The 13,017-nt window shown below is 62.6% G+C and carries 12 protein-coding genes; 2 read left to right on the plus strand and 10 right to left on the minus strand.

Going from position 1 to position 13,017, the window contains the following annotated elements:
- Positions 1 to 19: 19 nt before the first annotated feature.
- The 3 genes from ACG3SL_RS19555 to ACG3SL_RS19565 form a co-directional block, all read right to left on the minus strand.
- Positions 20 to 1,000 carry a hypothetical protein gene (locus tag ACG3SL_RS19555; RefSeq protein ID WP_448662817.1) on the minus strand — a complete coding sequence of 327 codons (981 nt, stop codon included), beginning with the start codon at positions 998 to 1,000 and terminating at the stop codon, positions 20 to 22.
- Positions 997 to 3,312, minus strand: coding sequence for a hypothetical protein (locus tag ACG3SL_RS19560; protein ID WP_448662818.1), 2,316 nt, complete (start codon positions 3,310 to 3,312; stop codon positions 997 to 999). The genes ACG3SL_RS19555 and ACG3SL_RS19560 overlap by 4 nt, the downstream gene beginning before the upstream one ends.
- A gap of 91 nt (positions 3,313 to 3,403) precedes the next feature.
- Positions 3,404 to 4,603 (minus strand): PDDEXK-like family protein, encoded by a 1,200-nt coding sequence (locus tag ACG3SL_RS19565; protein ID WP_448662819.1) that lies wholly within the window; start codon positions 4,601 to 4,603, stop codon positions 3,404 to 3,406.
- Positions 4,604 to 4,741: 138 nt separating this feature from the next.
- Here ACG3SL_RS19565 and ACG3SL_RS19570 point away from each other — a divergent pair, with 138 nt between their 5' ends.
- Both ACG3SL_RS19570 and ACG3SL_RS19575 read left to right on the plus strand, forming a co-directional pair.
- The gene (locus tag ACG3SL_RS19570) at positions 4,742 to 5,206 is read left to right on the plus strand and encodes a thermonuclease family protein (RefSeq protein WP_448662820.1); all 465 of its coding nucleotides are present in this window, start codon (positions 4,742 to 4,744) and stop codon (positions 5,204 to 5,206) included.
- Positions 5,166 to 6,260, plus strand: a complete 1,095-nt coding sequence (locus ACG3SL_RS19575) for a hypothetical protein (protein WP_448662821.1) — start codon at positions 5,166 to 5,168, stop codon at positions 6,258 to 6,260. Before ACG3SL_RS19570 ends, ACG3SL_RS19575 begins: the two co-directional genes overlap by 41 nt.
- A 49-nt stretch (positions 6,261 to 6,309) precedes the next feature.
- Here ACG3SL_RS19575 and ACG3SL_RS19580 read toward each other — a convergent pair whose 3' ends face one another.
- The 7 genes from ACG3SL_RS19580 to ACG3SL_RS19610 all read right to left on the minus strand — a co-directional run bounded on the left by ACG3SL_RS19580 (position 6,310) and on the right by ACG3SL_RS19610 (position 13,011).
- Complete coding sequence (locus ACG3SL_RS19580; RefSeq protein ID WP_448662822.1) at positions 6,310 to 6,774, minus strand: very short patch repair endonuclease; 465 nt, start codon at positions 6,772 to 6,774, stop codon at positions 6,310 to 6,312.
- Entirely contained in the window at positions 6,746 to 7,693 is a 948-nt protein-coding gene (locus tag ACG3SL_RS19585; protein WP_448662823.1) for an Eco29kI family restriction endonuclease, read from the minus strand. The genes ACG3SL_RS19580 and ACG3SL_RS19585 overlap by 29 nt, the downstream gene beginning before the upstream one ends.
- Before the next feature lie 42 nt (positions 7,694 to 7,735).
- Entirely contained in the window at positions 7,736 to 8,899 is a 1,164-nt protein-coding gene (locus ACG3SL_RS19590) for a DNA cytosine methyltransferase (RefSeq protein WP_448662824.1), read from the minus strand.
- Between the two features lie 371 nt (positions 8,900 to 9,270).
- Positions 9,271 to 10,185 (minus strand): HNH endonuclease, encoded by a 915-nt coding sequence (locus tag ACG3SL_RS19595; protein WP_448662825.1) that lies wholly within the window; start codon positions 10,183 to 10,185, stop codon positions 9,271 to 9,273.
- Entirely contained in the window at positions 10,182 to 10,622 is a 441-nt protein-coding gene (locus ACG3SL_RS19600) for an Eco29kI family restriction endonuclease (RefSeq protein WP_448662826.1), read from the minus strand. Before ACG3SL_RS19600 ends, ACG3SL_RS19595 begins: the two co-directional genes overlap by 4 nt.
- A 10-nt stretch (positions 10,623 to 10,632) precedes the next feature.
- Positions 10,633 to 10,842 carry a helix-turn-helix transcriptional regulator gene (locus ACG3SL_RS19605; protein ID WP_448662827.1) on the minus strand — a complete coding sequence of 70 codons (210 nt, stop codon included), beginning with the start codon at positions 10,840 to 10,842 and terminating at the stop codon, positions 10,633 to 10,635.
- Between the two features lie 303 nt (positions 10,843 to 11,145).
- Complete coding sequence (locus ACG3SL_RS19610) at positions 11,146 to 13,011, minus strand: reverse transcriptase domain-containing protein (protein ID WP_448662828.1); 1,866 nt, start codon at positions 13,009 to 13,011, stop codon at positions 11,146 to 11,148.
- Between the last annotated feature and the right edge of the window lie 6 nt (positions 13,012 to 13,017).

A 13,017-nucleotide genomic window follows, 5' to 3' on the forward strand; every position in this document is an offset into this window, starting at 1 on the left:
TATACTTCCAAGTTAGCGATTAACCGCCCAAGCTGGTCACACCAACGAGTGCTTCCAAGTCGTTCATATGCTGGATCCACCACTGACGGAGTTCGGTCAGCTGGTCGGTCGCGACCCAGGCTTGGTCTAGGTTGTGGAGTGGGTCGCTCCGGTAAGCGACAGGGGAATGCGTCGCGACCTGAAACACATCGGCGATTAGCGCGTGGAACACCTTGATGATCGCCGCGTGGCAAGTCGCGATCCTCTCGATCGTGACGTCGATATCGCCGCCGGCCGCTTCGCGCGATCGCTCATCGGCGGAATGCGCGACGAACTTGTTCGCATACGCCTCTAGCGCGTCGAAGGCGGGGTCCCCGAGATGGGCTTCCAGCTCATCGAAATAGGCCACGCGAATGAGGTCCTCCCGCGAGCGCCGATCGCGCGAGACCCCGGAAAGCGTATCAAACGCCTCATGGAGGGTCTCGGCCATGTCCCAGCCCTCGCTTCCGTCGGTGGCGATCCAATACATTTCGTCGGGTTTCTCAGCTGCGGCCGCGAATGCTCGCGCCACACCTGGCGCCGGATCATACGGCAGGCCATCATGGCAGACAAAATTCTCTCGGGTGATGAGGCCGCGATTGCCCTTCACCGCGGCGACCACCCGGCGAAGCGAGATGATCTGCCCCTTCGGGTTGGACTGTTTCTCCTCCAGTAGGCGCCGGATCGCCAAAGTCTGCATGGCGACGTGACCAGCATCCAAGAAATCGGCGAGCATGCCATTCTGGGCCGCCGATCGCCATTCGCCGTCCGTCGCCTTGCGTTCCCGCGCTAGCCTGCGTGTTTCATTGATGAGACGCCAGGTCCTGTCGCGGTCGATCATCGCGACGATCTGGCTGTAGACATTGTGGACCGGGTCGGTTTTCAGCTGCTGGAGGCTTCGTTCACGAAACTCACGATAGGCGGCCAGCTTGCTTTGGTTGACCACGTCGACGGTGGTTGGACTGGATTGATCGGTGCTCATGCGAGCGAATTACTATCGTCGGAACCGGCGGGATAGAGCGCTGGCGCGCCGCTATTGTCCGCCTCGTTCTCCACCGCCAGTGGGTCCTTGGGAGCGGACTCATCCTCGGTGTCGCGCGCGCGCACAATGCACACCATCTGATAGGGCTCGTCCCAGCGCTCGACGCTTCGAACAAACACGATAGCCTCTCTTGAATCCGAGGATTCCAAGGAAGTAGCAGCGACTTGTTCGACGGCGGCCCTGAGCTCATCCCCCGGCGGAATCTCGTGGACGAAGAACGTAACCACGGCCTTACGGGCGAGCGGCGGTATAGCCTGGACCACGGCCCCGCCTTCCATACCAGGCTTCTTGCGGTGGACCGCCTTACGCGCCTTTTCGAGCAAACGGTTGAGGCGAGCCCGTTCGGCGTGGTCCGCCGCCGCCAAGAGGTGCATACCCGCGATGGACCAGCCGGATGCACGGCGCTCCTCCAGCCTGTCGATGGTTGAGCGTATCATTGCGGTCAGTTTGGCGCGCGGCTTGGCGACGGTAATGCCGGCGTCCCTGGCCTCATAATAGTGATCGATTGGCCCAGACATGCCAGATAGCGCGAAGCGAGCGCCATCGGGCAGGCCAGCCAAGTTGAAGCCGTTGTCCAGATACGCGCCCAGATAGTCGAGCTCGTCCCCGAGCAGATTGAAGGCACGCTGGAAGGGCCCGCGCTCGCGCAGATAGTGCAGAAACAAGACGGGTTGATCGAGGATGTCCGCTACCGCCTCGAGGTCGGCGATGTTCATCATCGGCGCCAACACATGGTACTCCGGGATCCAGCCGACGGTCCGCAGCTCTGTCTCCGAGGCGGAAAGTACTGAAAGGTCGTCGAGCGAGACGGACAATCGGATTACAAGCTCGACGTTACCGGGAGCGCTGATGCCCGCCTGGCCGACAGTTTCGATCGCTTCGGCTGATCCGGCTTTCGCTTCCCAAATCAGTGCCTCAAGCCGTGCCGACTGGACCGACGGATCGAGAATGAGATCGCGGACGTGCTTGCGGACGCGGTCGGGCGCGCCGCGAAGTCCCTGAGGAGACAGGTGATGCGCCTTGGCCTCGGCGATCAATACGACCTTGTCGATTTGGGCGATCACGTCCGTTTCGAAACGTGTGCCCTGATGAGACCAAGGTACGCCCGCGCCAATATTCGCGCCGGGCAATGCCATTGTGATCACCTGCGCTAGGCGACGTTCGAGATAGTCGGCCCGAGCACGATCGAGCTTCTTGAGAAGATCCGCGTCGCCGGCGAGGCGTCGCAGAATGCCATGGATATGGCTCATCACCATCTGTGGCACGGGCACGAAGAAGCCGGCGGGCAGCTCTATGGCGGGAGCGTGCCAGACAGGGTTGGTCAGAAAGAGATAATCGAGCTTTTGTTCGATTAGCGCCCCCGGCTTCAGGGAGATCGCGCCAAGCGCCTTGGAAACCCGAACCACATCGATTTCCATGATCGCCGCGAGATCGGCTGGGTCGAAAGTCGCCGCGGCTGGAAGGCGTAGATCGGCATGGCCCATCAGCATCGAGAGAACACGCTGAAGACTGGCCTCGGGCGGTATCATGCCCAACAGATGCTCGGGATCGCCCACCAATTCCGGGAACGCCTTGTAATAGGCGGCGATCATCTCCGGGATCTTCTTCTGACGGACGACACGCCGGAACGAGCTACTCCATTCGGACATTCGACGCTCGAATTCGGAAGTCATCGTTGCGCCGAGGGCGATCACATCGGTCGCCGCGAAGCCGAGCGTCGCCAGAAACGGCTCGTCGAGCGGCGCGTAGAGTTCCTTCGCGATCCGGACCACGTCACGGAAATATCCCCAGTTCCGAACAGCGTGGGTGTGCAGGCGCATTCTCTCCTGCAAGCCCTCCACGGCGCGCTCCTGCTGGTCCTCCGTATCCTTGGCGGAAACGAGACGCTGGGCCATGAAAGCGTCCGAGAGTGACGGGAGAGTATCGAATATCTTCTGGGTCGCGCGCGGCGTTGACGGCGAGGCGGCCCAATCCGCCTCCGGAATGGTCAACATGATGGCCTGCAGCAACTCGACTTGGAACTGCTCGAGTTGCTGCCGCATGCTGTGCATGACACCCTGGTCATTCATCGATCGCTGAAGGCCGTAAAACGCGGCCGACGCCATTAGCCCGGTGGGATTGAACTCCCGGAACATGTTCTGGAACTCGACGAAGAGCGCTGGAAGCTTCTCGACCCGGGTGCGAGCCGCTTCCATCATCGCTTCCTTGAAGGCCGCGTGATCGGCGCCCTCGGGAAACCGCAGGACGCTCATTTTGGATCCCGTCGCCTCGCGAGGCGGCTTGGTCGGTTGCTTGCGGCGGCGTCCTCGGCTCTTCGGCATGTCCAGTCATCCGACCTTCAAATTACCCCGCGCGTGAATCGCTGATGGCCGCATCGATCTCAAGCGAAGCCGTAATCAGGAGCGGCAGCGTCTCCCCTTGAAAGTTCGACCATGCGAGCGAGACATTGTTGGCTTGGGCCTCCGCTCCGATCGTGGCGGCCTTCTCCGCCGTGAGCAGATCCCTGCTGAAGACTGTCGAGAATTGTAGGCCCATGGGTTTCACAAGACCGGTGAATAGCTCAGGGCGTGCCTGGGCGGCCCGGTAGAACGCCTCGCGATACTCCGTCTCACCGGGCCCGAGGATTAGCGAGACATTAATACGCCCCGGCTTGCTATTGAAGGACTTCACCTCGAACAACAGGCCTCTACCGGAGCGCGTCCATTTCTTCTTGTCAATGCGGAGTGACAATTCGGCGTCCCACCGGTCGGGCGCGAAACGCAGCATGGAGATGCCGTCCGTATCGACGGTCAGGCCTTCGATCGATCGAACTCGCTGCCCCACGAGCTCCACCAGGCTTGCCTGCCGAGGTCGGCTCTCGAAGATGAAATCGAGAGCCTCAGCATGCCGTTCGTAGAGTCTGGCCGCGAGGCCGCGCAGATATTCGTCTTCCACGATATGGGTCCTCAGCATTTCCGTATAGTGGCTGACGATCAGCTTCGTCGCATCCGCCGCCGGCAGATCAGAGACCAGGGTGTCGAGCGTTCCGGCGAGAGCCGCATAGCTGAATGGCAAATAGGCGGGGTCATGCGGATCCGTGCCCTCGGGCGTCAGGAATATGAGCAGCCTGCGGTAGGTGGGGTAGCGCCTCTCGACGAGCTCCCGGTAGCGACGCAGCTGCCCATCGCCGGCTTTGGCGTGAACCTTGTTCTCGATCAGTACGACGAGTTGAAGAGAGTCGATCTCAATGAGCAAGTCGATGCTGTCGCGCTCGCGATGAACGACTGCGTCATCGAGGTCGCCAACCAGCAGTTCGACTGTGCTGAGGGGGCGCCGGTTCGAGGGTACCGTTTCGAGCAACCGCCGCAGCACCTGGGCGAGCGGGCGGGCGCCAAGACCGTGTGGCCTGCTTGGCGCCAATAGATAGCCGAGGAAGTTCGAATGGCGCAGCTCCGCGTGCACCGCGCCAACGGCCTCGAAGATATTGAAGCGAGCGGTTCGGCGTTGCACTTCCGCGAAGTCGGGATCGTCGAAAAGGGCGCTAAGCTGGTCGTCGATCATCATTTGAAGACTCGTAGCCAACCTAGCCGCTGAGACAATCCTCGGCTTTCGGAGCTTGCCTCACGGATCGGCGCCATCTTGATGCATTCAAAAGCGAGCGGTCCGCTTGCCTAGCCAGGGCGGCTCGCGGCACAAGCGAGCATGGGCTTTTCGAACCAGATCCTACTTGTTCTTGGTGGCGCCGCGATCGTCGGCGCGCTCGCTGGCGTGGCGCCGAGGCTGATCGGATCCAGCGCCGCGCCCGTGCCCACCTCACCTGGCCCAACCGTTTCCTGCGCGGGTGTCGATGGAGACACGTTGCGATGCGAGGGTGAACGCATCCGCCTGCTCGGCATAGATGCTCCGGAGCTACCAGGGCATTGCGCCCAAGGCCGTGATTGCGCGCCGGGTGACCCGTTCGCTTCAACGCAGAGCCTTCGTCGCGCGCTTCTCTTACCGTTGCGCATCGATCGGGTCGGAACCGATCGCTATGGCCGTACCCTGGCGCTGGTCTCCGGCGCGAAGGGCGATCTCTCCTGCTGGCAGCTCAATCAGCATCAGGCGATCTACAAGCCGCGATGGGACAATGACGGGCGGCTCGCTCGCATATGCGCCGCCGCGCGCTGAAAACATCGAGGGGGCTATGCCAATCCTGTTCTGCAACGTCGCTTGGATGGACGACTATGCCGGCCGCGACCCAAACGACCCGCCGCTTGGCGGAGGCGGTTTCCCTCGCGCCGAGGGCTATTGCGGCGAGGAATGCAACTTCCTCGTTGGCGATGACGGCATGGTCTATGGCCATTTCGAGATCAGCAAGAACGGCGTGGATCGGCAGGTGAAGCTCGAGCGCCTTGGTGCTTCGCGAACCGATGATTATCTCGACAATGTCGATATCGTCTGGACCGCGCCGCTTCGGGGCCGTGATCCTCGCGTTGTTGTCGGCTGGTATCGCGGGGCCCGGCTCTATCGCGAACGCCAGGCGTTTGATGAGGAGTTTCCTTCCGCGCGGCACCGCAAGGACCAGATCGGCTCCTATCAGGTCAAGGCTCGAGCGGCGGACGTCGTGTTGATTCCTCCCAGGGATCGCGATCTCCAGCTTCGCCGTGGACGCGGTTGGAGCGGGCAAGTCAGCTGGTGGTACGCCGAGGACAGCACCGACCCTGATGCGATCGCGTTCCTCGCGGCGGTGCGCGCGAAAATGGATGGGGAAGCGGTCGCGCCAATCCATGCTCAGGGAAATCGTCGCGGGCGCGGCGGGCGCGGTGGCAGGGCCGGTCCGGCGCCGTCCGAGCCGCACCGACGGTACCTTCGTAAATTCGAGGTCGAGGTTCATCCGCGGCATCACGAGCTCGAGACGCGGTTCAAAGCGTATTTGCGAGCCAAGCACGCGCGCATTGAATTCCCGGAATGCTACCGCGACGACCTTCGCTACACCGTGGAGGGAGAAGTTCCGGTGATGGTGGAGGTCAAGCCGACCGATCAGGGTAGCCAGCGCTATGCCATTCGCACCGCGATCGGGCAGCTATTGGATTACCGTCAGCATCAGCTCTGGAATGGCCGTCAGCTCATCGTTGTCGAGAATCCGGTGGACGGTACCGACGATCTCGCCTTGGCGCTGGACAATGGCTTCGGGATCGCCTGGCCCAAGGGTAAGAAGGGCTTCGTAATCCGCTGGCCCTGACGGCAATCGCGACCGCCTGAGGCGCCTCTCGCGAAAGTGTGGATGGCGCTCACTCCCTTTTGCGCCGGGGGGGCGTTTCAATCGGGGAGAGACGGCAGGCTTCAACAAAGCGAGCCAGGGCTTCGCTATCGCTCAACTCGCACTCCCAAATCGTCCGCACTTCCCAACCCTTCGCGATTAGCGCGGCCGCGTTTCGCTCGTCACGCGCGCGGTTCGCCTCGAGCTTAGTCACCCAGAAGTCGAGACGTGACTTGGGCAAGCGCGCCAGCTTGCACGCGGGATCGGGATGCCGATGCCAGAAGCAGCCATGCACGAAAATGGCGAGCCGCCTTGAGGGAAGCACGATGTCGGGTTTCCCTGGCAGCCCCCGGTCGTGCAGCCGGAAACGCAAGCCCGCGCGGTGCAGCGCCCGCCTTACCCTTAGCTCCGGGCCAGTATCACGACCCTTCACGCGCGCCATCTGAGCGCTGCGTTCCGCGTCGACCTCAGTCTTCGGCGGCGCCGGCTTCGTCATCCGTCGGTCCATCGACATCCCCGAGAGGCGATATTGTTGGCTCCTCCGGGATGGCATCCTGTTGGCGGAAAGCCTCGAGAACTTCCTCGAGCAGGCTCGCGTGATCCGTGCGGGGTGGCACTTGGCCCAGGATCGCGTCGATACGCGCCTTGATCTCCGCAGGCGTCAGGGAATCGACAAGGAGTTCATCTAGCGCCCATGCGCGGCCCGGATGGACCACATCCCATGGCGACCGCTTATTGGCGCGCGTTTTGGCCGCGTCGCCGTGCTTGCTCATTCCCCAACAAGCCTTTGTCTCGGAATTCCAGAGGGGCCAGAACATGCCGATAAGATGCTTTTCGGCGACAAGCTGGGCATTGGTCGCGCAAACCAGGCGCCGGCAGGTGAAGTCCTCGAGCTTGATTGGATACAGGCCGTCGGCGAGGGCCGCCTTGCCATGGTTCGCCGCTGTCTCGATTGTTCCCGCATGCTCGAGCAGGCGTCCGGTCAAGCGGGGTCCTTGCTCGCGAACGGTGCTCGCATCGCCCGAAGCGGGATCGGCCTTCCCCACATAGATCGGCGTCTCCGTTCCGCTGATCGCAGCGTAGAAGGGATGATCGCCTTCATAATAGATGGCGTACACGCCCGAACCGTAGGTCGGTGTGATCTGGTTGAGCGGGACGCGGTTCTGCGCCAGCAGCGCCAGCGCGACCATTCGCCCAACTACCTTGGGGTCCGATGGATCAAAGCTCGCGCGCGGCGTCGCGATCGGATCGGTGGCCGCGCGGGCTGCCTCGATAGCGAGGGCGTGGTCGGCGAGGCCCTTTCGGATGCGGCGCGCCACGGCCGGCGCCGCGCCGCCCTCCGCCGCGTGAACTACTGCGGCGAGCGCGGCGTCCAAAGCGTCGAACGCGATTCTGTCGGGGGATTTGTTCGCCATCAGGCGAGCGTCATACCGCCTTGTGACGGAACGACAATGTCCTCAGGCGACCGCGCGGCCTTGTTCTTCCTCGTTCTCCCGCTCGATCATCGAACGCATCCAGCGTCCAGCGGCCTCGCCGAGTTGCGCGGGCACCGCGTTACCGAGCTGACGCATTGTCTCGGACCAGGAACGCGAGAATTCGAAATCGTCTGGGAGGCCGACTAGGCGCGCGGCTTCACGCATGGTGAAATAGCGCACCGAGCCATCGTCACGGACCATCATGTTCTCGCCGCCCGGCACGCCGTGGTCGCCTGCCTTCAACGCCTTGGCGGGAAGATCAAGCGGGCTGCCGGTATGGCCGGGATATACGCGAGCGCCGGCCTGGAAGACGTGATTGCGCGTGCCGTCGGGCTCTCCGAGGCCCAGCAGGGCATCACGGACCGTGACCCAAGGCAAGCCCGCTGGGGCCATCCCTGCGGCGCGCAGCTGCTCGACACGAGCCTGGTCGCGTAGGAGCGTCGGCCGCTCGCGCTTGGGCAGGCCGTGCCGGCGCCAATAGTCGCCAGTCACAAATTGGTCCCACAAAAGACGGTCGCGTGAATGGGTGGGGCGTAGTGCCTCCGGCGCCACGCCAAAGCTGGCGGCCAACCCCGCGATCAGCACACGGAAACGGATCTGCGGCGCGCCAAAATCGGCCGCGTTCACCACCTGCCAGCGAACCTGGTACGCGCCGGGCTTGCTCGACAAGCGCAGCCGCTCGCGATGGCTGTCGAAATCCTCCCCGACGCGGCGCGTGTCGTTGGGGTAGCGAAGGTGCAAGGTGATCCAGTCGAGATAGGGCTGGAACCGGGGCCCCGCCAGATTGCGAACATTCTCGAATAGAAAGGCCTTGGGCGCGCCCTCACGGATCGCGCGCACGGCCTCGGGCCACATATCGCGACTATCCTCGTGGCCCAGCTTCTTGCCGCCAATGCCAAAGGGCTGGCAGGGCGGGCCACCCGAGACGATGTCGAGCGTGCCAGTGTGCCGAGACCAGTCGATGTCGCGAACATCGGTCAATTCCATTGGCCAATGGGCGACGTGCTTCACGCGGCGCTTGCGATTGTGCAGCACGGTTTCGACGGCGTCATGATCGAATTCGGCCATCAGGGAGTGGGTGAAGCCGGCTCGAGACATCCCGAGCGCGAGGCCGCCACAACCCGCGAACAGCTCAGCCCCGATCATTTTGACGCTCCCTCACAGAGTCGAGAACCGACCCATCTCCAACCTCATCGAGGTACCTTTCCACGGCCCGGCGAACGATCCAAGCTTCCTTCACGCCCTCGCGCTCCGCGAGACGCTCAAGCTGCGTTTTCCTGTGAATCGTTAGCGTTGTCGTGACGCGCTTGGCGTCGGCGCCGTCCCGTCCCATCGCGGTTCCCGATTCAATCCGCGGCAAAATGCTGCGGATTGAATCGCCCTAATCCGTCTGCCGCCGCGAATCAAGCAAAATGGAACATAGGGGAAACACGCCTTCTCGGCCAACACCACGTCACGAGGCATGGGCGACCACGCCAGGCCTGGGCGATCGCGCGTTCACGTCCACGATTTGACCCCTAGGTTCCGACGAACCGATCGCGATGATGCTGAAGGAAGGAGGGCCTTGGCCATAGAGCCTTGTCGGTCGGCAGATGGATTTGCTCAACTTGCGGCGCCAGAAGGCCCCGGAATTCCTCGGGGATCTTGTTGTGCGACACGAGCAAACGATAGTCGTCAGTGATGCTGATCAGGTGGCGATCGAACAACCAGTGCGCGGTGCCGGAGAGCGCCAAACCATTTTGAACGATGTCTGGTCCATCATCCGAAGCCGGTCGGATATGCGCGGCCTGAACCTCGGCTCGACCGCCACCATTGATCATCCGCAACCGCGTGACGGCGCATCGATTGTCGTATGCGTCGCATACTTCCCCGCGGAACGCGGCGTCCCGGATCTTCCGGTTGACTAGGATCTGTTCGATGCGCCGCTTCTGGGTCTCCTCCGGCGCGGCGAGAAGGTCCGCGGTCGCGGTATCGATCTGATCCGGATCGAGGTTCAATCGGCGAAAATTGTCGTGATCCAATGTGACGGACAGGCCTTCGCGCGTGATCGAGGCGAAGTCATCCTCCGCCAGCATTCGGATCGAGTGACCCTGCAGTGTTCGGCCTATCGTCGCGCGATCCGGTATCGAGCGCAGAGGTTCCTCGCGATATCCACCAGGCGTCCAAAAAGGCACGGGTTTCGGAAAGCGCAGGAAGCTGTCCAGGATGGCGTAATAGTGCTTGGCCCGGGTAGGATCCTCCACCACGTCAACGACACGCGCGACAGCCACATAGGCGCGTCGGCCACCTTCCCGCTGGGGTTCTCGATATACGATCCAGTCGCCAATCATTTGGCGGGCGCGGTCTCGGTACAGCGTTCCAGAAAAATGGTACCGACGAGCGATCTCGTCGTCGTAGCGAGAGTTTCGCTTCGTATCGAAGACGCCCTTCATGCGCTCGCTGTATCCTTGAGATCCGTCTGCTCGAGCGCTTGCTCCTCGGCTTGCTGCTCCATCACCTTGCGCGGCAACTTCGCCATTTTCCGGCCGCTGAAATAGTCATCGACGCGCGTTTCGAGGAAAGGCGCGTCGACCGGGCTCTCCGCGAGTTTTCGCGCGAAGACGCGGCCGGGATGGAAGACGTCCCAAGGTGAGCGGAACTGATCCTTCCGGCGGCGGCCAGGGTCCTTATTGCCGAAGCCGTCGACGGCGCGATTCCAAACGGGTTTGAACGTCTCGATCAGCATATTCTCGCCCAGCGGAATCCAGATGTCGTCGACGACCAGGTAACGCACCCAGAAGTCGGCCAGGCCGAGATTGTCAACTTCATTGATGGAGGTCGCGTGCTGGCGGAGCCGCTCGGCTAGGAGCGCTTGAACGTGCCGACCCATTCTGCTCGGCTTACTGACCCGCTTCGACGGAGTAGAACATAGGATTGCGCAGCCAGGTGTTGATCGCGGATTCGCGCCAGCCTGCGCAACGGGTGCTGATCTGGACGTTCTTCGGGAACGTCCCGTTCTGCATCTTGCGGTACATGGTCGAGCGGCTGAGGCCGGTACGCTGGAGGACGGCCTTGATCCGGAGGATGCGGTCTGGAGTGTCGGTCTGCATTGGTTTCACCTTGCATCTAATGCGTCTGAGTGGTGCCCCGCAGGAAAGGCTGGGCACGGATTCTTGGCGGTGCAAGGGGTGGCCAAGCGGTCTGCGTCGTCCCGCGTAGCTACGCGTAGAACAGCGTAGAAATTTATTTTTCTGGCTTCTGGGCGCGCGTGTCAGGGCGTCTCAAGCTTCGCGTGACCGCGCTCTACGCCGCGAAATCGCGGCCCCGAGTCGCTGCGCGTCTCGGTAGGGTAGGCGCGAGATGCCTCTTGCGAGGACACCCCTGCGCCTCCCCCCGAACCGTGCATGCACCTTTCAATGCACACGGCTCTCCATTCTGTCGGGCACCCGGCCACCGTGGAACGCGACATGGCATGATCGGCACAGGACGACCGTCCTGCGCCGCCGCGCCGATTGCTTCCAGAGTGTCATCGGGCCGCTCCGCTTGTCCTTCAACCGATTGGGATGATGCACCTCGAACGGACCATTTTCGTTGCCGCACGCTTCGCATTCGGAAGCGCTGAGCCGCGAGATCAGGTCGTTCGGACTTTGCGCCAGGCGCGAGCCGACCGTGATGTTGTCCACGGCAGCGTGCTGCCATGTCGTCACGGTCAGGTGTTTCAGCCGCCACAGCTTGTGGATGCGCGGCTCGCCACGGACCATGGTCGTGACACCATAGTCCGCCCCCATCCTCAGGCGCCTCATGGTCCGCTTCACCGTCGTGCGGTGCCGGGACGCCATCGTCGCCAACAAGCTTCTGAACATGACCAGTTCGAGCTTGCTGAGCGAGCTTTTGACGCCGTCGGCGATCGCATAATAGTTGGCGAAGCCGCGAAGCTCCGAGTTGTACGCAACGATAATTTCCGCGTCACTGGAGTCGAGGAACTGCGCACGCGCCCGGCCATTCCTCAGGTCGAGGTTGCCGAGCTTCTTGCGGCGACAGAACGCATAGACCCGCTCCATCGGCACCCACAGCTTGATATTGCCCCGCGTTGGCCGACGACGAACACGACGTGTTTCGCCGCCGGGCTTGGGTCGCTCCGCCATCGAACCGGCGGTGCGCAACGTGAAGGCGCAGACATGGAAGCCGAGGAACGGCGATCCCTTCGATGCATCGCGAACACCCGTCTTCTCCGGTGACACCGCGAGATTGAGCCGCTCAGCGAGGAGGTGCTGTATATCGGCCATGATCTGCACGGCGTCCGCCTTGCTGCCGATCACGCCGACGAGGAAGTCGTCAGCATATCGGCAATAGCGAAGGCGGCGGAAGCCGGGGTCCATCGGATCGACCGACGGGACCGTCAGCCGTTCCTTCTTGATGGCCTTGACCCGCGCCAGAAGCGCGCGGACCTCGGCACCCTGCGCGCCATCGGCACGCAGAACATCGATCTTCTTGCGAAGTTCGGCGATCCGGTTGGAGTGCGAGATATAGGCGGGGTTGGCCCGCCTGCGCACTCCCCGATCGAAGCCCGCCCGCATTTCCTCCATGAACAGATCGAGCTCATGGAGGTAGATGTTGGCGAGCAGCGGCGAGACGACCCCGCCTTGTGGCGTTCCGCTATAGGTCCGCTCGACCTTCCAGTCTTCCATACACCCCGCTTTCAGCATCGCCTCGATCAGGCCGACGAACAAAGGATCGTCGATCCGGCGCGACAGCAGCATGAGCAGGATTTCATGGTCGATGTTGTCGAAAAACCCGCGGACATCCACTTCGATCAGCCATTTGACGCCCGTCCAGGTGTGCCGGATCTCTTCGAGAGCCGTGTGGCACGACCGGCCCGCCCGGAACCCGTGGCTGTGTTTCGAGAACACAGGCTCATAGATTGCCGAGAGGATCGTCCGGACCACCTCCTGAACGATGCGGTCATCCGCCGTCGGGATGCCCAATGGGCGTAACTTACCATTGCCCTTGGGGATATAGACCCGCCGCACCGGGCGAGGGCGGTAACGGCCTTCGGCCACGCTCCGGGCAAGACGGTCGAGTTTCTCCAGCGTCATGCCGTCGAACGTCGCGCCGTCGATGCCCGGCGTCATTGCGCCCCGGTTCCGGGACACCCTGACATAGGCCCGCTCATAAAGGTAACGAGGCCCCATGAGGCGGTGAAGACCATTGATCCGCTTGCCCGCCCGAGACAGGGCCGGAAGCGTCTCGATCCGTCTCAGGATAGTAGCGGCCTGCATCAGCAG

Source organism: Sphingomonas degradans (assembly GCF_053502645.1).